Source organism: Dictyobacter kobayashii, from assembly GCF_003967555.1.
Lineage (GTDB): Bacteria > Chloroflexota > Ktedonobacteria > Ktedonobacterales > Ktedonobacteraceae > Dictyobacter > Dictyobacter kobayashii.
On sequence record NZ_BIFS01000001.1, the window covers coordinates 3,787,757 to 3,812,162 of the forward strand.

Annotated in this window: 22 protein-coding genes; 14 read left to right on the forward strand and 8 right to left on the reverse strand. The window is 49.7% G+C overall.

Features of this window, described 5'->3' with window-relative positions; genetic code table 11:
• Positions 1-3 precede the first annotated feature (3 nt).
• Together EL645_RS16685 and EL645_RS16690 are read left to right on the forward strand one after the other, a co-directional pair.
• Complete coding sequence (locus tag EL645_RS16685; RefSeq protein WP_126551568.1) at positions 4-681, forward strand: pentapeptide repeat-containing protein; 678 nt, start codon at positions 4-6, stop codon at positions 679-681.
• A gap of 830 nt (positions 682-1,511) precedes the next feature.
• Complete coding sequence (locus EL645_RS16690) at positions 1,512-3,047, forward strand: ammonium transporter (protein WP_126551569.1); 1,536 nt, start codon at positions 1,512-1,514, stop codon at positions 3,045-3,047.
• Positions 3,048-3,139: 92 nt separating this feature from the next.
• Here the strand turns inward: EL645_RS16690 and EL645_RS16695 are convergent, their stop codons facing one another.
• The 4 genes from EL645_RS16695 to EL645_RS16710 all read right to left on the reverse strand — a co-directional run bounded on the left by EL645_RS16695 (position 3,140) and on the right by EL645_RS16710 (position 8,890).
• A complete protein-coding gene (locus EL645_RS16695; RefSeq protein ID WP_126551570.1) occupies positions 3,140-4,189 on the reverse strand; it encodes an N-acetyltransferase DgcN family protein in 1,050 nt (349 codons plus the stop codon).
• Positions 4,190-4,351: 162 nt separating this feature from the next.
• On the reverse strand, positions 4,352-5,794 hold the full coding sequence (locus tag EL645_RS16700; protein WP_126551571.1) for a serine/threonine protein kinase: 1,443 nt from the start codon (positions 5,792-5,794) through the stop codon (positions 4,352-4,354).
• A 15-nt stretch (positions 5,795-5,809) separates the two neighbouring features.
• Entirely contained in the window at positions 5,810-7,807 is a 1,998-nt protein-coding gene (locus EL645_RS16705; RefSeq protein WP_126551572.1) for a L,D-transpeptidase, read from the reverse strand.
• 114 nt (positions 7,808-7,921) lie between these two features.
• Positions 7,922-8,890, reverse strand: a complete 969-nt coding sequence (locus EL645_RS16710; RefSeq protein ID WP_126551573.1) for a ferritin-like domain-containing protein — start codon at positions 8,888-8,890, stop codon at positions 7,922-7,924.
• Between the two features lie 676 nt (positions 8,891-9,566).
• Between EL645_RS16710 and EL645_RS16715 the strand changes: the two genes are divergently transcribed.
• From EL645_RS16715 to EL645_RS16760, 10 genes are all read left to right on the forward strand, one after another.
• Positions 9,567-9,974: a DUF4397 domain-containing protein gene (locus EL645_RS16715; protein WP_126551574.1), complete on the forward strand. Its 408-nt coding sequence runs from the start codon at positions 9,567-9,569 to the stop codon at positions 9,972-9,974.
• Positions 9,950-10,471 carry a DUF4397 domain-containing protein gene (locus EL645_RS16720; protein ID WP_126551575.1) on the forward strand — a complete coding sequence of 174 codons (522 nt, stop codon included), beginning with the start codon at positions 9,950-9,952 and terminating at the stop codon, positions 10,469-10,471. The genes EL645_RS16715 and EL645_RS16720 overlap by 25 nt, the downstream gene beginning before the upstream one ends.
• 2 nt (positions 10,472-10,473) lie before the next feature.
• On the forward strand, positions 10,474-11,109 hold the full coding sequence (locus tag EL645_RS16725) for an RNA polymerase sigma factor (RefSeq protein WP_126551576.1): 636 nt from the start codon (positions 10,474-10,476) through the stop codon (positions 11,107-11,109).
• Positions 11,110-11,156: 47 nt separating this feature from the next.
• The gene (locus EL645_RS16730) at positions 11,157-11,921 is read left to right on the forward strand and encodes an anti-sigma factor (RefSeq protein WP_126554226.1); all 765 of its coding nucleotides are present in this window, start codon (positions 11,157-11,159) and stop codon (positions 11,919-11,921) included.
• Between the two features lie 574 nt (positions 11,922-12,495).
• Entirely contained in the window at positions 12,496-12,780 is a 285-nt protein-coding gene (locus EL645_RS16735; RefSeq protein WP_126551577.1) for a hypothetical protein, read from the forward strand.
• A 155-nt stretch (positions 12,781-12,935) separates the two neighbouring features.
• A complete protein-coding gene (locus EL645_RS16740) occupies positions 12,936-13,649 on the forward strand; it encodes a glycosyltransferase family 2 protein (RefSeq protein ID WP_126551578.1) in 714 nt (237 codons plus the stop codon).
• Complete coding sequence (locus EL645_RS16745; protein WP_126551579.1) at positions 13,642-14,328, forward strand: TIGR04282 family arsenosugar biosynthesis glycosyltransferase; 687 nt, start codon at positions 13,642-13,644, stop codon at positions 14,326-14,328. Before EL645_RS16740 ends, EL645_RS16745 begins: the two co-directional genes overlap by 8 nt.
• Positions 14,325-15,326: a radical SAM protein gene (locus EL645_RS16750; protein WP_126551580.1), complete on the forward strand. Its 1,002-nt coding sequence runs from the start codon at positions 14,325-14,327 to the stop codon at positions 15,324-15,326. Before EL645_RS16745 ends, EL645_RS16750 begins: the two co-directional genes overlap by 4 nt.
• A 1-nt stretch (position 15,327) precedes the next feature.
• Positions 15,328-16,794, forward strand: a complete 1,467-nt coding sequence (locus tag EL645_RS16755; protein WP_126551581.1) for a glycosyltransferase family 87 protein — start codon at positions 15,328-15,330, stop codon at positions 16,792-16,794.
• Positions 16,795-16,996: 202 nt separating this feature from the next.
• Positions 16,997-18,553 (forward strand): molybdopterin-dependent oxidoreductase, encoded by a 1,557-nt coding sequence (locus tag EL645_RS16760; RefSeq protein WP_161977419.1) that lies wholly within the window; start codon positions 16,997-16,999, stop codon positions 18,551-18,553.
• A 112-nt stretch (positions 18,554-18,665) separates the two neighbouring features.
• On the opposite strand, the gene EL645_RS16765 is transcribed toward EL645_RS16760, so the two are convergent.
• The 4 genes from EL645_RS16765 to EL645_RS16780 form a co-directional block, all read right to left on the reverse strand.
• Positions 18,666-19,412: a hypothetical protein gene (locus EL645_RS16765; RefSeq protein ID WP_126551583.1), complete on the reverse strand. Its 747-nt coding sequence runs from the start codon at positions 19,410-19,412 to the stop codon at positions 18,666-18,668.
• Between the two features lie 82 nt (positions 19,413-19,494).
• The gene (locus EL645_RS16770; protein ID WP_126551584.1) at positions 19,495-19,797 is read right to left on the reverse strand and encodes a hypothetical protein; all 303 of its coding nucleotides are present in this window, start codon (positions 19,795-19,797) and stop codon (positions 19,495-19,497) included.
• 207 nt (positions 19,798-20,004) lie between these two features.
• Entirely contained in the window at positions 20,005-20,715 is a 711-nt protein-coding gene (locus EL645_RS16775; RefSeq protein ID WP_126551585.1) for a response regulator transcription factor, read from the reverse strand.
• Complete coding sequence (locus EL645_RS16780) at positions 20,681-22,396, reverse strand: ATP-binding protein (protein ID WP_126551586.1); 1,716 nt, start codon at positions 22,394-22,396, stop codon at positions 20,681-20,683. Before EL645_RS16780 ends, EL645_RS16775 begins: the two co-directional genes overlap by 35 nt.
• 402 nt (positions 22,397-22,798) lie before the next feature.
• On the opposite strand from EL645_RS16780, the gene EL645_RS16785 reads away from it, so the two are divergent.
• Together EL645_RS16785 and EL645_RS16790 are read left to right on the forward strand one after the other, a co-directional pair.
• Entirely contained in the window at positions 22,799-23,089 is a 291-nt protein-coding gene (locus EL645_RS16785) for a hypothetical protein (RefSeq protein ID WP_126551587.1), read from the forward strand.
• A 468-nt stretch (positions 23,090-23,557) separates the two neighbouring features.
• On the forward strand, positions 23,558-24,406 hold the full coding sequence (locus EL645_RS16790) for a carbohydrate kinase family protein (RefSeq protein WP_126551588.1): 849 nt from the start codon (positions 23,558-23,560) through the stop codon (positions 24,404-24,406).

Genomic DNA, 24,406 nt, shown 5'->3' on the forward strand with positions numbered 1-24,406 from the left:
TTCATGATGAACAACAAACCTACTCAAAGTAACCCTCAGATTCGTGCTCCGCGTTTGCCAAAACGGGCTGCGGGACGAGATATTGTCGGAGGATATGTACAATATCGTGAACGTTATTCATCTCTGGCCCTGGCAAATGTTAGTCTAGCCAACCAGGTAGCGAATCGACCCGCTTTTGTAGAGACCTCATTTCAGCAGGCGTTGCTCGCAAATTCTGAATTTGAAGAGATTCAATTGGATGATGTGCGTTTTAGCGCTTGCGATTTTGCCAGCGCTGTCTGGTATAAGTCGGTCTGGCACCGCGTTGAGCTGATTGGATGCCGCCTGACTGGTTTTATGGCGGGCGAGGCTTACCTCGAAGATGTATTGTTTAAAGACTGCCTGCTCAGCCTGGCCCAGCTGCGCTTTGCTACCCTGAAATCCGTCCGTTTTGAGCATTGTGATTTGAGCGAGGTCGATCTTTTAGAAGCCGACCTGTCAAATGTGCGCTTTGTACATTGTAACCTGCGCCAGGCTGAAATGACTGGTACCCAATTGGCTGGCGTAGATTTGAGTACATGTACGATTGATGGGGCGCGCCTGGGTCCTAAGGAACTGCGTGGCGCCACCTTGACTATGTCCCAGGCCGTAGCTCTGGTTGAGGCGATGGGTATCTCGATCCAGACCAACTCAGCCTCTTGAACGTGTTTACACTCTTTTGTGCATAAAAATGAGGGAAATCTCAGGACCCGTTGCTCCGCGCAACGATTACTCTAGATTTCCCTCATCAACATGAGTGTCTTGTAGCACTTCACTGCATTGTGCGCTACAATTTCCACTCCTCCGAAGAAGACATCAAGCCCATGGCAGCTCAATACCAGCTTTTGTCTGAACTCCGCTCATAGGTCAATTATAACGATTAAAAAGCTATAAAGTCAATTATAGTGTAATCATGCTATGTGTATTTTATCTATGAATAATATAATATCGTTAATGGGTTGAATAAGCACAGCTTATTATCGTTTCTGCTTCAATACAGCGCTCACGATGACTTTTTTTTAACTCAAAAAGCAAAAGTTTAGTTTTATCAGGCTCTGCATCCGTTTATCTACTCCAAATTATATATAAAGCAGAGAATAAATATATGAATTTACTGGTTAATTTGCACAATGATTTTTCGGATTGCTAAAAATTATCTCAATATTTTGTTGTCTTATCTAAAAATTATCTAAAAATATTTGCCATGGTCCTCAATAGGCGCTCAAAATTAGATGGGTGGTTGTGCATAATGCACAAAAACACATCGCTGTTTTGTGATATATTGGACCTTAAAAGACCTACCCATTATTTCTTATACTCTATTCAAGTACGAAATATACAAATTCGGTACATCAATGATGATATATCCACTCCTCAACTAGAAAATTGTCCAATGATAATTTTCTATCCTGTGCTCACAGATGAGAATTTGTCGCCTCCTGCTGTCTGAGATACGTGCTATTGATATTTCGGCTGAAAGGAATTATTACACCATGACGACACTTTTACGGGCCACATGGACGCGCTTTCGAACAAATCTGCGCGACCCACTCATCCGGCGCAACGTTGCCTTCTATATGGGAGGCAAACTACTGGGATTGACCCTGCTATTGCTGGTGATGTACTGGTTTATTCCAGGTGCTGTACATGCCGCTTCCCATGGCACTGTGGTCGCTCCTGAGATCAATGCAGTGAATACTGTCTGGACCCTGGTAGCTGCTTTCCTTGTATTTTGTATGCAGGTTGGATTTGTAATGTTAGAGGCGGGCTTTGCACGCTCGCGCGAGTCGGTCAATATCCTGGTAGAGGGTATTGCTGATACCTGTATTTGTGGCATCTTGTTCTGGGCCTGGGGCTTTGCCTTTATGTTTGAGCCTGGAACACCCTGGATTGGCACACAGGGCTTCTTCTTAAATGGTCTGCCCACTACTTACATGTCGACAGGTATTCCGCTGCTGGCCTTCTGGGTCTTCCAGTTTGCCTTCGCTGATACAGCTTCGACGATCACATCTGGTGCCATGATCGGACGTTGTGGTTTCTGGGGCGATATTGTTTATAGCATTGGTGTAACTGGATTTATTTATCCGATTATTGGTCACTGGTCCTGGGGCCCAGATGGCTGGCTGGCTGCCTTGAACTTTAAAGATTTCGCTGGCTCGACTGTTGTGCATAGCATCGGTGGTGCGATCTCACTGGCTGGTGCGCTTGCCCTTGGACCTCGTCTGGGTCGTGTCTTCAAACGCGATGGTGGTGGTCCACCTCCTGCCCATGACCTGATCATTGGTGCTATCGGTGGTTTGATCCTCTGGTTTGGCTGGTATGGTTTCAATCCTGGTAGTACCTTGTCGGCCCTGGACACTGTAGGCATCGGACGTGTTTCTTTTAACACAACGCTGGCTGCCTGTTCGGGTGGTCTGGCTGCTCTCTTCTACTCCTACATCCGTTCCAAGAACAAATCCTGGGATCTCGGTCTAACGGTCAACGGCTTCTTAGGAGGTCTGGTCGCCATTACCTGTCCTTGCTACTGGGTTGATCCAGTGGGCGCTTTCTTTATCGGTATTGTGGCTGCCGTCGTGGTTATCCTCGGACTGGATCTGTTGGAATACCTGCGTATCGATGATCCTATCGGGGCGGTTCCAGTGCACCTGTTTGCCGGTATCTGGGGCACACTCTCGCTGGGTCTGTTCGCGACGGGCGCTTTCGGTGCTCCTACTCCAACGGGTGCGGATACCAGTGCAGTCGTCAGAGGGTTGTTCTACGGTGGTGGTGTGTCTCAGCTTGGAACACAGGCTCTGGGTTCGTTCGGGACTGTTCTTGCTACCCTGGCTATCTCTCTGGTGATGATGTATGCCCTCAAATATGTGGGTATCCTGCGTGTCTCCAAAGCCGGTGAGCTCGAAGGCCTGGATCTGCACGAGCATGGAGCGGTGGCTTATCCAGAATATGCCCTAATGGGTCTGGTACCTTCTTTAACTGGCCATGATAGCTCTGAAGAGGTTGCTGCTAGTCCGGTACTGGCTGAAGATTAAATATTCAGGCTCCTTCTTCCTCTTAACTTCAATAGAGGCTGTTTCAAGATACTAACAATCCTGAAACAGCCTCTATTTTTTGCTCTACTGTATCAGGCAAAATGTTGTTGTAGCGCATCCATCAGAGGGGCAACCCCAAAACGCAATGGATCGGTGACCGGGAGGCCGGTTTCGTTTTCGATCTGTGTGATGGCCTCGCGGGCCTCTTGCTCATTGAGATGGTTGGTGATCAGTGAGATGCCCACTACCTTGCTATGTCTCTCGGGACGCAGCCAGCTAATCGCTTCTTCATTGATTTCAATCAGGCGATTCAGGGAGGGGAAGAGGCACTGTTCGTAACCATCGATGGCGGTTTGACCGGCTTTATGACAGAAGATCATGGCGTCCGGCATCGATCCATGCAGCAAGCTCAGGGTGACAGGAGAATAACCTGGATGGTTCAGGGCTCCCTGGCCTTCAACAAAGACCCAATCATATTTATTGCTAAAATCGAGGACCTGTTCCTCAACCAGCCCGGCGGCGAAATCACTGATCAGGCGATCAACGGGTAGGCCGTTATTGGCGATCATCATCCCGGTCTGACCTGTGGCGATGAAGGCACTGGAGAGGCCGCGCTTTTGTGCCTCTGCGTTCAGATCCAGGGCCGTCGACATTTTGCCCGAGCCGCAATCAGAGCCGACCAGCAGGATCGTATGGCTCCCCTCGCGATGCGGGATAAACTCGGCCACACGGGTCTTTTCAGGGGGACGGCGTACATCCCAGATAGTTACGCCATGGTCGCTAGCGGCTGCGCGGAGCTGCTCGTCGTCTGAGATAAAGGAGTGCAGGCCGCTTACTATATTGAGCTTATTTTCGATGGCAGTTTGCAATTGCCAGCGCCATGCCTCTGGTAAGGCTCCCCCTCGTGGCGCGATGCCGATGAGCAGGGTATCAGGCTGATAGGCGAGGGCTTCATTAATATCCTTCACCACCGGAATACCCTCTCCGACTGGACCCTGCAGGGCCTGGGCTGCATCCATTCCGGCGTGCGTACTATCAATAATGGCAACCGTCGTATCTGGAGAGTAGCGGATGACGCCGACCGCTGTTTTGGCGGCATGCCAGCGAAAGGCTCCTTCGGCAAGAATGGCAATTCTACGCATAATATGTTACCTCTGCGACTTCTAATAATAGAAAACATAAATAAGAAAACGCATATGTTATGCCTATATTATATCCTTTATGGACAGATGCAAGAGGTGGAAAGGGGTGAGGATGAGGGGGAGAGGTAATTGTGGTGATTTTGTCCGTTGACGGAGGGGGTACTAGGCTGGAGCAAGGCTCCAGACGCCATAGTTCCCCAGACATTGACCGGCCTGATCCTGATTACAGTAATCACCCACCAGATTGCCATCTGAACGTACGATCCCTTCAAAGAAGAGCGGTGGCTGTTGGGCGGAGCCTGGGATAGTGAGTAGGATATGATTCGAAGCATCCAGCACACCGGTAAAATCGCCTGTTCTATTCAAACCTGAGAAGTGTCCACTGAGACGTTGCTGCTGTTGTTGAATATTGGTGAGGGACATGCTACCCCTGGTCTGGGTTGCCAGATTGCTTAAGGTTCCCTTGTAGGCTGTGCTTATATGGGGATAGCGCTCCGCTGCTGTAGCGCCTGGAAGGGGTAGGCGTGTCTGCTGACTCCTGGGGATGCTACTGGTATGGGTTGGTTGGGGATGCTGAAGGGTGTTATGTATGAGGCTAGCCCCCAGGGTGGTGCCGAATAGCAGCATAGCCGCTACCAGTACTATCAAGCGCGTCCTTAATTGGCGGCGCTGGCCTGTTTTTCGTGCTGTTTGAGTGACGTCGGGTGCATTTTGCCTGGACTGATTTTTCTGTTCCTGCTCTGGCGCTTTTTGCAGGGCTGCCCAGAAATCTTCCACCTTAGCAAAACGTTGCTCGGTTCCAATCTCCATGGCCCGCTCAATGGCCTGTGAAATGTGCAGCGGGATTTCCGCCACAAGTTCGTGTGCCGGCTTGAGTGGATCTATGCGTTTACTGACAATCGTGGTGGCACGTTGAAAGGCATCCACTGGCACGATGCCGGTGAGCAGGCTATAGAAGGTTGCTCCCAGTGCATAGATATCTGTGCGCTCGTCCGTACTTAGATTGCCATATTGTTCCGGGGAACCATAGCCGGGCGTGCAGTGGCGCATGGCTATGGTGGTAGCATCGGCCTCGTACTCTTTCGCAATCCCAAAATCAATGAGTACTGCCCGCTGCTCCTGTGTCTTGATAATGATATTTGCTGGTTTGATATCGCGGTGAATAATGGGTGGCCGCTGATGATGAAGATAGGTAGTGGCTTCAATGATTGGCTGCATGAATTTCATGACTTCAGCCAGCGCGAAGCGTTGGTTTACTTGCTGGCGGCGTAGAATCTCTAAATTGCATCCCGCAATATATTCCAATACCAAAAAACTGGCTTGCTGCTTTTTGGCCCCATATACTTCATAGACGCGGGGTAGGGCTGGATGCTGTAACCTTTTTAGCACCCGGCCTTCAAAGGCAAAATGAAATTGTTCCTGTTTGCTGGTTGTAAGTAACTCTTTCAACGCAAAGTAATTATCTTCTGTCAGCGTCTCCTCTGTTCTGGCGAGGTCGCGTACCAGGTAGACAATGCTGGAACCGCCAGACCCCAATACGCTCTCTACTTTGTAGCGGTCCCGGATTAACGTGCCAGTTTCAAGCGGCCTGGATGACGAGATCATAGGAATTTGCCCCTTTTAGTAAATGACAATGACTGTTTGCCAGTTTGTATGGTTATAGATCCAGGCCATATCACTCACAGTCATGTTAATACAGCCATGGCTCCCATCGTAGTTATAAGGTGTATTGCCGCTCGTATCCTGGTGTGGATATTGTGTGCCCGGTCCAAAGGTGGCGCGCCAGTAGGCGTCGTGGATGAAATCCCCGCCGTAATGATAAAGGATCGCATATTGGATCGGCGTCGGGGCGAACCAGTACGGTGAACCCTTTGGCTCCTTCGAGATAAAGACGGTCGGTGATTTGCGATCCAATACCGGCCAAACTCCAGGTAAGGAGGGACGTTGTGGACTGCCCGTCACGACCTGGAAGGCACGCTGTAGATGACCATTCTGGTAGAGGCGCATGGCCTGTCCGTTCAGTGAGATCATCAGGACCTGTTTATTGGTAAGTTTGTAGTGGTTCAATGCCTGTATATCTGTTGTGTGTGCTTGATTGTATGGTGTCTTGCTCTGGCTATCGTCTTCAAGTAGATGCAGATTAAAGAGCGCGTTCTGAGCCTCAAGCGTGACGGCGCGGAAATCTTCTTCTGATGAGGCGCTATTTAAATCGGCATCTAAAATAGAGCCGATACCCTGTGACATATATTCTGAATCGGGCGCATAATCCTGGTCATCGAAGGTATCGTGGTAGAGATGGTCTTTGGCCCAATTATTGACCTCTCGATGGAAAGCGGCGACCGCTCCATGCGCTTCTCCGTTGGCGAGCTCTTGTTGCATAGATGCGATATCGCTATCAATGTGTAATAAAGCTGTCAGTCTATCCTGCGTTGTTTGTGCATTGGCAACCTGCGCTGTGTCTGCCTGCAAAGATCGCTGGTAACGCGTCGTGTCCTTCTTATAGTTTTTTAAGGTCGTGATTTGCTGGGAAAAATTTTGCAGTTTTGACTGGCTGACCGCCGGGTAATTCTGTATCGCTATGCCTGTCATAGCTTGATAATGCATGGTAAGTTGAGTGTGGAGTTGTTGGATTACTGTGGGATCGCTGGCGTTATTGAAGGCATTGATATCCTGTTGATATTGTTTTTGTAGCTCGTTTGTATTGAGGCCGGCCTGCTGCATGGTGTCCAGCATGGTATGCATAGTGGCGAGCTGCTTTGCCATCACTTCTAGTGTATTCAAGGCATCAATTGAGGCATGGGCATCGTTACTGATGGCCAGGTAGTCATTTGGCTCTCTGGCTGTTTCGAGTTGTAGCTGATCGGCACTGAAGCGTTGCGTGAAGGCATTACTATTCCCAATCGGCTGCATATTGATGCGGCTGACAACCACTTGAAAGCTTTGCAGATCTTGTTGGGCCTGCGTTTGGAGCTGTTGGGTGGCTGTGGTAATCGTACTGGAAAGTTGTTGTTGCAACCCCGAGTACTGAGTAGCCTGCGCCTGATAGGCGGCTGCTGGCTGTAGATAGAAAGAGGGTGAAAACCAGGGGAGCGCTGTGCTGGTCTGATCTTCTTTTTGGCGCAGCGGAGCAAGATCCTTTTCTGGCACCCCGATAGCCTGGGCGTGGCTTAGTAGTTGATCTAGCTGTGCTTTTTTCTGTTGTGGGCGTTGCAGATAGCGCGGGTCATGAATATTTTGATTGGCTTCAAATGCCAGCAGTAATACAATCAGGACCAGCACAATCAGGCTAGTTGCGCTCAGTATGCTGGTCTTGTCCCTGTTTTTTTGTGGGCGAGCTTTTTTCTGTTCGAGCAGTTCCTCTACCTGGTCGGTAGAAGGGACCGGTATAGTTGCTGCATTGGCGGCCAGGGCCTGTTCCTGTTTAATGGCTACGGCGCGTGCATAGAGCTGGGCTATCTGTTGCGCACTGCGTTTGATTGTCTTGTCTGGATCTGAGACCAGCTGGGTAGCATCAGGATCTGCTGTGTATGTTGCCGCTCCATCGGACTTATCCGCGGCGTGTTGTTCATCCCCTGTATATAAAGTATCTATATTCTCTTGCGACGTGGTATATCCCATAAGTATATCCCCAAAAAAGGGTGTGGTTGGTCCTGCGTTTTAATCTAAGGACCCCCACACCCTTCAACATATCCAGGTTGTTGTGATATCTTCTACAGAGAGAAGCGAGGCTGTTTAGCCATTACCAACGACAGATGAATTGACCGCGAACGGTTTTGTCTGCTCTACTCCCAGCACATTGGTGTTGACCGCCTTATAGGTATAGCTATTATCTCCTTTAGGGCTTAAATAGCCGGCTTTTGTGACCAGGGCGGGGGCATCGGCTACTGAACCAAGATAGACAGGTGTGAATGCCCAGTTGTCGGCTGGTGATAGTCCGCCGATAGCGCGGCCCAGAGCGCGATGCTCGGCCTCGATACAGGCTACCTGGCCAGAAATTTGCGCCAGGTCTGGACGTCCCAATTGTGCGAATTCCTTGATGGCGGCCAGGAATGCGGAGTCAAAGACCCCTTCAAGCTGTTGCTGGGTATCAATAAATGTTTTCAGATCGGTAAATGTCTGTGGCCCATGGGGGAAGCTGAAGGTCTCGGCTAATGATTGGCCGCCATTGGCGGCGAAGAACTGCTGGTGGATCTGTTCTTCTGCCAGTGCAGCCTGCAGGTAGGTTAGATTATCCCCTTTCAAACCCAGCTTATCGGCATTGGCCAACCCATTGCTGTAGAAAGTTACGGCGAGCTGTTCGGCTGTGCGTGCTACCGTTAGAATAGAGACGATAGGATCTTGAGCGCTTTTATAGCTGCTCAATGTCTGATTTTTTTGTTGCTGACCAGCTTTTACGCTCGCATTTGTCTGCGCTTTGGCCTGTCGCGCCGCCGCGCTGCTCAGTTCTGGCATGAAGGCGGCACCCAGCGCGGTCGCGGCCACTCCTGAAGCAGTGATAATGGCTCCTTTTTTAAAGAAGGCGCGCCGTGAGCTCGGGGCTGCGAATGATGCAATCAGATTATCGGTGGCTTGCTTTACTCTGGGATCGTTCGTGAGCATGAAGTGCTCGTCGATTGCTGCATGGCAGGCTTCACACTGCAGGGCAGGGAGTGTTAGTGCATGACCGCATTGTGGACAGAAACGTGGACTATTGTGTGCCATAAAATCCTCCTGAGTGAGTCAACGCAGGTTGAACGGATGCTACTTATTTATCCATCCCTGTTTGTTGGTACAGCTAGTAAAAACTTTATACCGCTTGATCTGAATAATGAATTGAAACTGCCAGCCTGACAACCTGACATACCAGCATGCTGCTAGCAAGACTCGCGTTTCAATAAAAATTGGAACCCTATTGGGATGAAATATGTCTTTATCGTATCTGCTCTGGCTCAATCTTTTCATATCGAATAGCCGTTCAAACAGTAGTACGACAACTATAAAAATCTGGATCACTTCATCGCTAGATGTTGGCAAAATTGCAGTTATGGGCAAGTTTTGACCAATTTTTTATTGTGTTGTAGAAATCTATGAGCTTTCACGCCTGGGAAATCATACAAATTGTGTTGTGTGGTGATAATTAAAAGCAAAAAAGAGGAACATAAATAGATCTAAGTAATTACTATTTGCGTATTGCTTTCTAGCTAATGCCATGTGCGAGTGAGCAATCGTGCCTGTGGTATGTGGTAGCTGATAGCTACGGTCATTTGCTATCCCATACCGCGAGTAAGAAATGTTGGGGAGAGATCGCACATGGTGTTAGTTGGGAGCTGTTATGAGTTTGTGAAAACTTTTGATACTTAAGATTGTAGGCTCTTAGGGGATGAGAGGAAGCTAAGTTATGAAGCAACAAGTGTTGCGCAGAGGTCTATGGGGTCGGCGACTTTTGCTGGCAATGGGCCTCTGCGTTGTACTGTTCACATCCAGTTTGTTGGGAGGCCGGCCATCGGCGTCCGCAGCGGAACCTGCCTATATACGTGTTATTCACGCTTCACCTGATATTGGTATCGTAGATGTTTTTGTGGATGGCCAGAAACTTTTGAGCGATTTTCAATTTGCGACGGTGACCGATTATGTCCCTATTCCGTCGGGTACCCATAAAGTACAGCTAGCCTTGATTGGAAAAGGGGTGGCTGCCTCGATTATCACTCAGGAACTTGCTGTTCAGACGGGGCCCCTTATACTATTGCTGCACTGGGAACAAAAAAGACTGGTTTTTCTTTTATGGTTTTCGCAGACAATAATGTGATCGCGGGCACGGGAGCAAAGATCCGTGTGTATCATCTCTCTCCTGGTACCGGTTCGGCCCGGGTTTCGACCCAGTCCTCCACGATTGTCAATAACATTTCTTATGCGAATGCCAGTCCTTATATCTCTCTATCCAGTGGTACCTATGCCTTTACGCTGAATGCTGATGCGCAAAATGCCGCATTGTCATCCCAGGTGACGTTAAAACCATGGTCGGTGATGAGCATTTTTGCGGTAGGGCTGGTACAGGGGAATCCACATTGGCGCCTTGTTGCGACACAACAACAGGGGATACCTGGTATGCCGCAGACGGGAAGTGATCCGCATGCTGTGGTTGAAAGCTATCCGCTTGCCTGGCCGTTGTATGTCTTAGTGGTATCGCTCATCTGCCTGGTGGTAGGGTGCGTGTATGTCCTGGCTCGTATCCGCTCTGACAGCTCTGCTGCGAAGAAGCAGGAAAAGTTGGTAGCTGCGGCTGGATATATTGAAGAAGGATAATTATGTGGGGTTTTAAACGAGCACATGCCGCACAGAATTCTAGCTCGGATCGCCTGATCCTGCGTAGCAACGAGATAGAGGATGAAGTGGTGGTCCAGGCCATCACTTCTGGTGCTATGTGGGCTATGGAAGTACTCTATGATCGCTATTCGCGTATACTTTATTCCTTTGCTTACCGGATGGTTTCTGATCACCAGGTAGCTGAAGATCTGTTACAGGAAGCGTTTATGGCGGTCTGGAAGCGTTCTGTGACGTATTCCCGTCAGGCTGGGACGGTGCGGAGCTGGTTGTTTTCAATTATGCACCATCGCGCGATCGACTATCTGCGCTCTGTGAAGCGGCGTGCGGTATTTAGTGAGGTGACCTTAGATGAAGCTGACCAGGATGAGCGGGTAGCCCTGCACGATACCTGGGATGAAGTCTGGCGCTCCGTGCAGAGTCACCAGGTACGGGAGGCTTTGATGTCGCTTTCCACGGAGCAGCGGTTGGTAATAGAGCTGGCATACTTTCAAGGCTGGACCCATTCTGAAATAGCGGATGGGTGCCATTTGCCACTTGGAACCGTCAAGGCCCGTATGCGCCTGGGCCTGATACATTTAAAAAGAGCTCTGGAAAATATGGGTGTGCATGAATTATAAATCAATAATCGGCACCAGGAATGTAGACGAGAACGGAGTAACCATGTATGACTTGCCAAGATTTTGAAGAGCTCTCGGGGGCATATGTTCTTGGGTCCCTTTCAGCGGAGGAAAAAAAGGCTGTAGAGGAACATCTTGCGCAATGTCCTACCTGTCCCGCCAGGTTTAGGGAATTGCAAGCGATTGTTAATCTCTTGCCCCTGAGTGTTCCGGATGTAGAGCCAGCCGCGGATCTTAAAGGGCGCTTTTTTGCGCGTTTGCAACAGGAACAGCCCAATAACCCATCGCATCGAGATACTGTGGTGCCGCTCCATCAATCGCGTCCCGCCGCCCGGCGTGCTGCTGGTCGGACCTGGCGCGCTGCTCTGATTGCTGTAGCCGCTGTCCTTCTATTCTCTGCATTGGGTGCCATGACACTCTGGAATCTCTCTCTACAGCGCCAGGTTGCCAGCCTATCCGCTAATGTAGTACAAACGACCAGCTATAAATTGCAAGGGACCGCCAGTGAGGCGGCCGCGCAGGGCCAGTTAACCTGTTATACAAAACAACAGATCTGCGTTGCAGTTATGCATGGTTTGTCTCCAACCGCGGGCAATCATGTATACCAGGGCTGGCTGCTCCAGGGAAAGCAACCAACCAGTGTGGGTCTTTTCACCCTGCATGATGGGACTGCGACCCTTCCTTTTCAAGGTACAACCACTGGTTATGATGCGGTTGCCATTAGTCTGGAGCCAGGTCCAGCTGCGAGCCAGCATGCCCCGAAAGGACCAGTGATAGCGCTTGGCGCGCTACAGAATGCCACTAGCTCTTGAACATGCCTGGTGGTGAATGAGGGTCAGAGGATGGTTGTGTTTGAGCTGCATGGGCGTTATTTGCTCTGTGACTATCTCCGTCGCTATGGCGTTGTCTGTATGGACAGCTGGTTTCCCATTGGTCGATGAAATCTGTAGCGACACGTTCTTTGATAAAAAGGTTTCTCCTGCGCTACGGTTTTCCTCAACCCTTTTTTAGTATGATGTAGCAGGCAGACGGTGAGGCCGTCTGCCTGCTACATCATACCTACCCCGGCCCGCGCCGCCGGCGCGCAATCCTTAGAGAATTCCCCTCATAACATATTTTTGGTAAATATATCTTCCTATGATCGTGAGAAGATAACGACACATGTTGTATAGTCCTGACTTATATAACATTTACACGAGCATTGGAAAAGGAGTGTGCATGACGATTACCTCTAATAGACACATTGACTTGTTCACTGTATGGTAAATACTGATCCGTGTTTCCTGTGAAACGCGCTAGATAGCCATGCAGACAGGTAGCCCTTTCTAACATTGTTTATAGTGCGGATTACATAGGAAACTGTTCTCTGGATGGATAGCTGAAAAAATGAAGTTTGACTCTCTCTTAGAGCGCTATCACTTTGATAAGTATGTTTTAGATGTGTGTATTGCTACTATTGAACAAGGTGGCGTGACCTCTAAACTGGATACCTATCAATTTTTATCACCTATCGACGCCTGGGCCATCCCAAAATATCCAGACAAAACAGTTATCCTCCCTCCAAGCGCGGATCTTCAAAAAGCTTTATCAACTTTTATTGTTCAAAATGAATTATGGTTGAGGATGCCCGATTGCTGGCTGGGAACCTGGATAGAACCTGATACCCCTTAACTGTTACCTGGACATTACAAGTCTCTGCTTTTGTCTGGATGATGCTGTGCAGGAAGCGAGGGCCCTGAGCCGTAGCGCACAGCGAAAAATTGTCGCACTCTACGATTTTAAGCGTGGACAGGCGATTTATCTTTGAAAGGATCATTGCAACGGCTATGACGAAAGAGTCGATCGCGCTGGTTATTCCGGCCTGGAATGAGGAAGATGCCCTCCAACATCTCTTACCTGAAATTCCAGCAGAACTGGTGCAGTGGATTGTGGTAGTTGACAATAACAGTACGGATGAGACGGCACGGGTGGCACGTATGGCCGGTGCTGTGGTGGTTCGCGAGGAGCAACGTGGCTATGGTCGAACCTGCTGGCGTGGCTTTCAGACCGCGCGTGAATTGGGCGCGGATGTGGTGGTATTTATGGATGGTGATGGTAGCGATAATCCCGTCGATCTACCGGCGATGGTGGCTCCGATCCTCGCTGGTGAGGCCGATTTTGTGATTGGCTCACGCATTGGCGCTCATTCAGAGCGTGGTGCGGTTCCTCCACAGGCACGTTTGGGTAACTGGTTGATTAGTCGATTGGTGAGCGGGATGTATGGAGCAGGAGTACATGATATTGGGTCTTTTCGGGCGATGCGGGTAGAGATGTTAGAGCGCTTGCAGATGCAGGAGATGACCTTTGGCTGGCCGGTTGAGATGCTGGTTAAGGCTGCCCGCGCCCATTATCGTATCGTAGAAATATCACTGCATTATCGGCATCGTAGCCACGGTCAGTCCAAAGTCGCCGGTACGGTTATCGGAAGTATGCGGGCGGCCTATGCTATGTTAAGCACCATGGCTCGTTATGCCCGTACAAAGGATTTAAAGTATGTCTGATACGGCGTTAGCTATTATGGCGCGCTATCCTGAGTTGGGTAAAGGGAAGACGCGCCTGGCTCGTAGCCTGGGCGCTGAGGTGACTCTGGATCTGTATCGAGCTTTTTTACAGGATCTGGCGTCACGTTTTGCGGGCTGGAAATACGATCTAATCTGGGCGTATACGCCGGTTGAGCGTGATTTCTTATCCTTTCTTGACACATTGATTCCTGCACCCGAGATACCTATGCAGGCTTTTCCGCAGGAAGGCCCGGATCTGGGGGTACGGCTGCACAATGTTTTTATGACAACGGCGCGACATCAGTTCGCCCGTACCATTTTGATTGGCTCAGATTCTCCGCAGGTGGGTCGCGAGCATCTGTTGCAAGCTCAGCAGGCATTGGAGAGTGCCGATGTTGTGCTTGGACCGGCTGAAGATGGGGGGTATTATCTAATCGCGATGCGTGAACCTCACGATGTCTTTAGCGATATACCGATGAGCACAGATGTTGTGCTGGAAATGACGATCGAAAAGGCCCGTCAACTGGGCCTGAAAGTTCAACTGCTGGAAACACTGTTTGACATTGATACACAGGCCGATTTGCAGCGCCTCGCGAGCTTGTTGCAGGCAAATCCTTCTCTAGCTCCTGCCACTGCTGTTTGTTTGGATGATATAAAGAAAAGGGGTTTTCTTTCATGACTACAACTGTTGCTACACTTCCTCGCTCTATCTATATTGAGCCAACGAGCCGTTGTAATGAGTTCTGCCAGCAGTGTCCACGCACATTGCTTTCGCGTGAAGAGGATCGTGATCTGCCTTTTGATGATTTTCGGCGTATTGTCGATCAGTTTCCAGTCTTAGAGCGGGTTGTGTTGCACGGCCTGGGTGAGCCGTTATTGAATAAAGAATTGCCCCAGATGGTGCGCTATTTGAAGGATCGGGGCACCTATGTGCTGTTCAATTCGAATGGTATTGCCTTGACTGAGTCACGTGGGCAAGCCTTGATTGATGCTGGCCTGGATGAGTACCGCCTGTCTATGGATGGCTCGACCCGCGAGACCTATGCCCATGTGCGTGGTGTTGATGCTTTTGATAAGATCTGGCGCAATGTGAATGCTTTTGTTAAGTTGCAGCAGGCACAGGATGCCAGCAAGCCCGCTGTTTCGCTCTGGTTTACCGCGATGCGTGAGAACCTGCATGAATTGCCGGGCCTGGTCGATAAGGCATATGAGAATGGTATTCGCGAGATCTACCTACAGCGCCTGGTCTATTTTGAGCAGGGACTGGCTGCATCCAAGCAAGCATTATTCCATCGTGCGTTGCCTGAAGAGCTGGCAATCATTCGCCAGACGCAGGAGCTCTGCCAGGAGCGCGGTATCCGCTTTAAAGCAGCTGGCGCGGCCACCCCGCTCGAAAGCGTGGTACGCGATTTTGGGGATCGCCCCTGGTCTGGTTGCCAGCGTCCCTATACACTGACCTATATTACTTCCAGCGGCAATGTTCTTTCTTGTTGTTTTGCTCCCTTTGGCCATCGGAGTGCTAAAGAGTATCGTGAAGAGCGTGTACTGGGTAATATCTTCCAGGAATCGATAGAACAGATCTGGAATGGAGAGCGTTATAATGAGTTCCGGCGTGCCTTCGAGAGCGATCATCCCGCCCGCCATTGTGCACAGTGTGGCGTGAATTGGAGCTATTAGCATGCCAATGTTGGAACTATCATCTCCAGCGCGTAAGAATCATGTCTCCCCTTCGTTTGGGGAGGCATGGCGCTTGCCGTTGTTATTTCTGCTCTTCGTGATCGCGGTTGGCTATAATGTGTTTTTGGGCTTCAATGCCTATTCAACAGATCCATCTGCACGTGCTTTGCTGTTTGCAGAATTGGGAAGCTATCTGCCCTATGTGCTGGCCTGTATCTTGATTCTAACCACGAAAGCACCGGTAGGGCGTAAACGCTGGTTCGAACTGGCCATTATTCTGGGTGGTGCCCTGCTGTTACGTGCTCAACTGGTAATGATCCCGCCAGATCTCTCGCGCGATTCCTGGCGCTATCTATGGGATGCGCGAGTAACCCTCAATGGTTTTAGCCCCTATACGTATGCTCCCGGTGACCCTTTATTGCACCATTTGCGGGATGTCCTGTATGAGAATAGCCGCTTTCGCAATGTCCCCACCATTTATCCTCCTGGTGCACAGGGCTTTTATCTGCTGAGCTATCTACTGGCTCCTGAGAACCTGGTTTTTCTTAAATGCCTGTTTATACTTTGTGAAGTGGTCTCGACGGCTGCCCTGGCCCTGTTACTGCAGCGTAAGGGGCTCGATCCAGCGCGCTGTATTATCTATGGCTGGTGTCCGGTCGCGATTGTAGAGGTTGCCATTCAAGGCCATGTAGATGCATTAATGGTTATGTTTATTATGCTGACCATTGTGTGCGCGCAGAGTTCGCGGCGTGGCTCTCGTGTCCTCACTGGTTTCTGGCTGGCACTGGCCACCCTGACCAAACTGTATCCTATTTTATTGCTGGTCGTGGTCTGGCGTGGTCGCCGGGATTGGCCCCTGCTAGTTACCTGCCTGGCTACCATTGTCCTTTCCTATATCCCTTACTTGATCCTGGGTCATGGGCAGATCTTTGGCTTTTTTGCCACCTATACCAGTGAGCAAGGTTCGATGAACGCGGGCCCATTAGTGCTTGTGCTGCATTGGCTGAGCCAGCTAGGTGGCTGGCCATTGCAGGTGACCTATGTTGTAGATCTCTTGCTGGTTAGTTGTGTTGGACTCTGGATCTGGTTCAGGCGCTTGCAGGGACGTATTAGCATGGAAGCCTCGGTCTTGATCTTGTTTGGATTGATCTTTTTGATCTCTACCCACGTATTTCCCTGGTATACTACTGTTATGCTGCCATGGGTCGCATTACTACTTGGTTCGCCATGGTCACGGGAAAAGGGGTGGAACGGTGTTACGCTGTCCTGCATCGGACTCTGGTATTTTGTTTGTGCCTCAATGCTCTCTTATTTCCTTGGTAGTTCACTGAACTGGGATTGGTATTACCTGGCTGTTTATGATGTTACCCTCTTGATGCTGGTCCTGGCTTTGTTACTGGATATCATGCACTGGCGCAAAGAGCGCAGGGCAAAACGATTTTTGAGCTCCAATTTCCAACTGGATTGATTGTAAAAATCTGGTAGATGTGACGTGACACAAATGAACGTCGTGATAGATAACTGATAGGCCTGCAGTTTTTTATCAGGCGCAACAGTTTGAAGTGTTCGCGTTTTCAGAAAGAAAGTGTATCATGTCTGATATTGAGTCCAAGCTGAGGAGCCCGGGGCCACCAGCAACACCCCCCACAGGCTTTTCGAGAGTCCGGACTGTGCTGTTTTCTGCACTGTGGGCTCTGATTGCAGGCCTGGCCGCGAGTCTGTGTGCCGCATTGGTTATGGGCCTTTTACGTGTGTTCGCAGGCATTCCTGCGCCTGTTGAACTCTTCGGTGATTATACTTTAAAGCATATTACTGTTGATACATTTATCCACTTGCTGGCCACTTTTGCGCCTAATCCTAAAACAACTCCTCTGGGTTTGGCTTTATTGGGTATGATTGGGATTGGAACGGCGCTGGGCTGGCTTTATGCGCTATTGGTGTGGATCAAGCTCCCGACGCGCGGCTATCGTCCTGGCAGACGTGAGTGGCTGGTCGCGCTGGCGTTTGCGCTGGTTATGACCCTGGCGGCTGTAATCCTCTTCTGGGTAGAGTTACCGCAAAACTTTCAAGGCTGGCCCTTTGAGGCATCTCGCAATTTAAGTATCCTGGGCCTGTTGTGCGATTTTGTTGTTTATGCCGTGGTTCTCTGCCTGGGATATCGCGCGCTTTTGCCGAAGTATCCTGCCCCCAATACTGATCGGGTGGTGGCTCAGCGTCGACAACTATTGGCGCGTGGTGGGGTGGTAGCTCTGGGCGTGGGAGCTGGCCTGGGTACCTTTGGGACAGTCCAAAAGTATCTGAGCAACTATACTGCCTATGATGGCATGAAGACTGCGTTCCCTGATCATGTTGACCACCCGATTACCCCCAATAATGAGCATTATGTGGTGACCCAGAATCCTGTAGATCCTTCTGTGGACATCGGACTCTGGCGTCTGGAGGTTGGGGGTCTGATCAATAAAGCGGTCACCTATAACTATGAAGAGTTGCAGAAACTACCTTCGGTAGCAAGGGCGATTACGCTTGAGTGTATTGCTAATGGTCCGGGTGGCCACTTGATGGGTAATGCTGTCTGGCATGGTGTGCCGTTGCGTACGTTAATTGCGCAGCAGGGTGGCACGCAGGCTGGCGCTAAATATGTCGCGTTCTACAGTGTTGATGGTTATACTGTCAGCTTGCCGCTGCAAGAGGTACTTGAAGCGGATGCATTGCTGGCCTGGAATATGAATGGCGTAGAATTGCCTCAACGCCATGGCTATCCATTGCGTGTGTTGATTCCTGGACGTTATGGTGAGGAAAATCCTAAATGGCTGACACGGGTTGAATTCGTCAGCGATTTTGTACCGGGCCTCTATTCCAGTCAGGGCTGGTATAACGGTACCTTGCATACAACGAGCCGCTTCAATCAACCATATACGGAAAGCGTGATCCATGCTGGCCAACGTGTGCCGATGGTGGGCATTGCGTTCGCTGGTAACCGTGGTATTAAGCGTGTTGAGGTTAGTGTCGATGGTGGTAACACCTGGAAGGATGCTACCCTTGATCCGCCACTGTCGAAAGATAGCTGGGTCTTCTGGCGTATGGACTGGCAGCCTGCTACCGCCGGTACTTATACTCTGGCCGTACGGGCAACTGATGGCACCGGTGATGTGCAGACTGGCCGTAAACAGGGGACTGTCCCCAATGGATCTACTGGCTATCACGAGGTGATGGTGACCGTCAAGTAGCTGTTCTTCAGCGTGTAACTACTAATATACCGTACAGTTCGGGGGTGATAGAGAGGCGGTTGCCTCCCCATCACCCCCGAACTGTACGGTATATTAGTAGATGCTGTGGAGTTTATTTTGTGTCGAGTAACTGCCTGATCTGGTGCAGATCTTTAGCTGCATTCAGCAGATTGGTATGGATAGTATGCTCGGCCTGTACTAATTTGGTGTCATTGGTTTTATAGTCTGCATGATCGGTATTGTATTCAGCAGCGGTTAGTTGGGGGAGTGTGGACTGTGCGTTGTCGATCACACCTTCAATGGTAGTCAAATCATTTTTATAATCGTTGAATAAGGGATTGAGTTTGGCTTTCTGAGCGGCGGAAGCTTTATCAATGACACTTTCCAGATTAGGTTTGAGGTCCACCAGTTTGTCGCGTACTCCGGCCTCAACGTCCAGGTGTAAGATGCGGTAGTCACGCGGAACCACTACGGCAAGGATACGATATTGGTAGATGTTCTTCACATCCTCGCGGGCATCTTTGGCATTTGTTGCCGCATCCAGTTTGGTCTTCAGGGTTGTCAGGATCGCCAGGTGATTTTTCACATCGGTTGTCAGGTTAGCAACCTGGGTATCAGTAATCTGTTTCTTGCCCTGGATATTCAGAATTTTTGTATTTAAGGTGTTCAAGGCGTTCTGGCGGGTTGTGATCTGCTGATCTCCAAATGTAATGACACATTGAGTATCTTTTGCTGTACATTTTGTGCTGGCGGCTTGCGCGACCGGTGCCTGTAAGGTGGCCAGGGCCATGGTTGCTGCCATACCACCTACGACGAAGACACGGGAAAGATTATGGATAAGGCTCTGTTTTGTAAACATCGTTAGTATCTTCCTTCTATTTATGTGCTTGATTTTCATGGATGTATGATAGCTCTGGATTGATCAATGGCCAGCATTGGTATTAGGGTGTTTGATCATTATCTGAATTTGACTGCGAGGTTGTATTGACGTCCTTTTGGGTGCTATCAATGGTGTTGATGGCATCCTGCACCTGCTGATCCACATTTTTGATCTTAGTGGCATTATCTGCTGGTGAAGAGGTCGTTTGTGAACTGGTTGTAGTTCCTGTGGTAGATGTTGCGCTGGTTGCGCTATTCGTACTGGCACTTGTGCCGCAGGCTGCCAGGGCAAGTACACATAGCAGCAGCAAACTTGCCATAATTATAGAGGCATAAGTGCGATAAGGATTTTTGTTACGGGCCATGATGACTCCTTATATAAAGTAGTGTGAATGTATTGTGCGAGAAAGAAACTTCTAGCGATTGGATCTCTTTTCCATCATCCGCACTTTTTTCTCACAGGTTTTATAAAACTATCTTAGTACGGAATTGTTAAGTTTTTCTCAAGCAAGACTAAAGGTTTGCTCTATCTTTCTTGAGATCAGCTAGAAGTCTGCATATCTGCCCGTACGTTAGCCTTCAAGCTCTTCATCATTAAAGCGGTAGCCAACGCCTGTGATGGTTTCCAGGAAGCGAGGGTGGGCTGGATCAGCCTCAATTTTGCGGCGTAGATGATTGATGTAGACATGCACATAATGGGATTGTTTGCTGTAGTCATTGCCCCAGACTTTTGTGAGGAGCATGGTCTGGGTCAGGATCTTGCCGCGATATTCCAGCAAGACACGCAATAAATCATATTCGGTCGGGGTAAGTTTGAGCTCTTTCCCTTCCAGGCACACCAGTCGCTGTGTGAAATCTATCTGCAAAGGTCCAATTGTCAATGCCTGCTCGATCTTTTCAGGCATAAAAGAGGCATGGCGCAGGGCCACACGTATGCGAGCCAGCACCTCGTTGATGCCGAAAGGCTTGGAGATATAATCATCCGCACCCAGATCGAGGGCTCGTACCTTGTCGCTCTCCTTGTTTTTGACGGTGATCACGATGATAGGAGGGAGGTGGGAGTTCATACGTATGCGCCGACATACCTCCAGGCCATTCATGCCAGGTAAACCAAGATCCAGTAGCAGCAGATCTGGCTTTTCGCGTTCTAAGAGGGTCAATGCCTGTTCTCCACTATTGGCACTGATGACCTCATAATTATGTGCGCTGAGACTGCGCTGTAATGTGCGGATAATCTCGATCTCGTCTTCAACGACTAGAATAGACATCTTGCGTTTGCTCATACATTAATCTTTCTTGAAACTCACCTGACGGAAGGGTAAAGTAGAAGCAGGAGCCTCCCCCCTCGCGTGCTGCGACCCAGATACGTCCCTGGTGGGCTTCTACAATGCCACGGCAGATAGCCAGGCCCAGACCCAGTCCATGGGAGGTTGTATTGGTGGCTGGTTGCTCACCAGGAATTTGATAAAACTTATCAAAGATTTTCTCCTGCTCGTGTGGGCCAATGCCCGGCCCCCGGTCCGCCACAGTTATAAGGAGCTCTTTTTCTTGCTCGGTTACCACGATATCAATGGGTGTGCCCGCCGGGGTGTAGCGCAAGGCATTTTCAAGCAGGTTGGAGATCACCTGATCTATCTGCATATAATCTATCTCTACTGGCATCAGTGTCGCGGGAATAGTTGTGTTGATCGCTCTTCCACTGGTCAGGGATTCCATGCGTGCGAGCGTGTCGTAAATGATATCTTCAATCGGATACCAGACTTTTTCTGGATGAAGCGCGCCGGCTTCTATGCGCGACATATCCAGTAGATTTTCGACCAGGGCATCCAGGCGATCAGACTCGTGCTCAATAGAAGTAATAAAACTGCGCTGGGCCTCTTTGTCCCATTCAACATCGGTCTGTAGCAAGCTGGTGGCGGCCGTCTTGATGGTAGATAGCGGTGTGCGCAAGTCATGCGATACAGAGGAGAGCAGGGCGGAACGTAACGCGTCTGTTTGTTGCAGCACTTTGAGATGAACGCTTTCACGGCGCAGGCGTCCTTGTTTGATCGCTGTGATAGCCTGTTCCAGAAAAGTCGAGAAAAAAACAGCCTGCTCTTTGGTCTGGGAGTGTTCTACCTGGATCAGATCATTGATATCTGGTGCCTGCGCTTCCTGCATGATCAGCAGGCGTAGTACACCAACTACCTCGCTGCCAGCCGCCAGCGGGACAAGGCGGATACTACAGCGCGAGTTGATTCTTTTTCTCTTCTGGTGTGGTTTATCTATGATCTGGAGCTCTGCAGGTTTCAGTACTGGATCGTAGAGCTCGACTATACTGTTGTGTTGCAGCACATAGTCAGCCATGCTGATCTCATCTGGCAAGAACTGGACCCGTTCGAGGAGCTGATGCGCACACCCCTGAGGTCTTAAGATGCCTTCTTCATCTGGCAATAGCAGCATACAGTCATGGATGCCCCAGTCGGCAAAAACTTCGGTGACGGCCTGCATGAAGATGCGCAGCTGTTGCGCCATATCTTCTTCCAGATTGGTGGCACGCACAAGATTATAGAGAATACGTGTTTCTCGTTCACGTTGTCGCGATTGTTCAACGCGCATGCGCAGCAAGGCTGTTAACTGACTGGTATTAATGGCCGTAATGAGGAAGACAATCAGGCCGAGCACATCATTATATTTGGCGGTAAGAAAGCTATAAATAGGTGGCACAAAGAGAAAATCGAAGGTGAAGAAGGCCAGAATAGAGGCGACCAGGGCCGCGAAGAGACCACGCGTACAGGCCAGTGCCATGATGACGATGAGATAGAGTAACAGGCAGTTGGGAATGCGTTCCGCAAGGTTGAAAAAGAAAATGACGGCGGTAAGGGGAAGAATACTACCAATGGCTAGAGCGCTATCCCTGGTATATTGGCTCCATCGCCGGCCCGGACGCGAAATGAGCAATAGCGATGGCTGAAGATTTAGCATGGTCTTCCTCTCGATTTTGTGCCTGTGGAAATATGATAGTTGGAAATAAGTGAGTCATATGACCACGCTGTCATACCAAAGAAAAATATCTGGCTCATGGCAGCTCATACCAGCCAACATTCTTCTTTGCTCACTGTATTGAGTATAGTGTAGATATCGATCAGACGTCAATGAAGAGCTCGTGCACAATGCGTATATGAGGCTTCCATGAATTTAACAGTATTCATAAAAGCCTGCATCTGGTCAGGAAGGAGATTCCTGGTTAAGATTATAAAATTCGGCCGGTAATATACTCCTATCTTTACAGCATGTCGAGCGCGAATATAGAAATGATTCTATAGAATGCAGAGAGAGGGGCAGAAATTCTGTTTCTCACTTATTTGCACAGAAGGAGTATGTGTGATGTCGACGCGGTCGAAAATAACATTGGGCGTTTTGCTGATGACTGTTATCGCCTTTGGAATTGTGGCGTTTTGGATGGTGCAATCCCTCCATCTTTTTGCGGCTGCAGACACTCCGATGGCCCCAACCAACACCAACCAGGTTACGCCCGCCGCTCAAGCAACGCCCGCAACTACCGGTGCAACGCCCGCTCAATCAGCTGGCTCAACCGTAGTAAACACGCCTGCCGGGGTGCCAGCAGTTACAGCTACGCCTCCAGTAATTACCACCACGCGCAAGTCTCACTGGTAGTATTTTGAGCGGGAAATAGCACTTCCAATATAGCAATGGCACAGCGGGAAGAACGCATACGGAATTTAGTGTATGTTCTCCCTGCTGTGCCTCTTTTGGCCTCCTAAATGGTATAGGTGTATGCTATACATGTAGGGTTGTCATCGACTCGCTGAGTTGTGATACAATCTGCCTATCCTCTAAAAAACGCCTGCTGTATTATTGTGGATTTCAGATAGGCTGCATGCTATTAAAAAGCAAGCGTAAACGCCGCCTGGACGCGGCTAGCTCCGCTGCCAAGGGCTCAGCCATTCAACTTGAGCAAGTTATGAGCAAACAGTTTCGCCTGTCAGGCAGCTGCGCTCATACGATTGAATGGCATGATATCTGATTATTAAAAGCAATCAGAAATGTTGCTGGTAGTGTGTTTTTGCTGGTTGGATATTGTATGCGTGCCACTGAAAGAAAGTATGTGGAGGGCTACTGACTATGGACGAGAACGAGAACGAGAATGAGAACGAGATAGAGTACATGTCGGAAGCGCGCGAAGACGTTGTACTGGATCTCCAGCCTTTTGCCGAAACTCGTCGTTCAGAGGAGGTGGAGGCGGTTGTGGCCGGGCATATTTGTCTGGATATGATGCCAACTCTGGTGGGAGATACTGTAACTTTTGCTCCTGGACGTTTGATTGAGGCGGCCAAGGCTATCCTGTCTACTGGCGGTCCCGTCTCTAATACAGGTCTGGCTTTGCATAAATTAGGTGTCAGGACGCGCCTGATGGGGAAGGTGGGCGACGATGTATTCGGGCAGGCAACGTTACAGATTATCGAGTCCTTTGGCCCGCACTTGAATGCTAGCATGGTGGTGGCACCAGGTGAGGCTAGCTCTTACTCGGTAATTATCAGTCCCCCTAAATCGGATCGCGTGATTATTCATGCTCCCAACTGTAATGATACCTTTGGTGCTGAAGATATAGATTATGATCTGCTTGAGATGGTTGGATTGTTCCATTTTGGTTATGTGTCTTTGATGGCGCGTATGTACCAGAATGAGGGTGAAGAGCTGGTTGAGGTCTTTCGGCGTGCGCGGGCCTGTGGCGTGACTACCTCGCTGGATTTCTTGCTCCCCGACCTCGTCAGCGTCGCCAGTCGTACCGATGGGCAGCTGATTTTGCAGCGTGTCCTTCCTTTTGTGGACGTTTTCTTACCGAGCGTGGAAGAATTGTTGTTGATTTTGCGCCGCCCGCTCTTTGAGAAGCTGTCGGGTAAAGCCGGCAGTACTGGTTTGCTGAACCTGATAACACCTGAGGTTATATCTGAGATGGGCAGCAGCTATTAG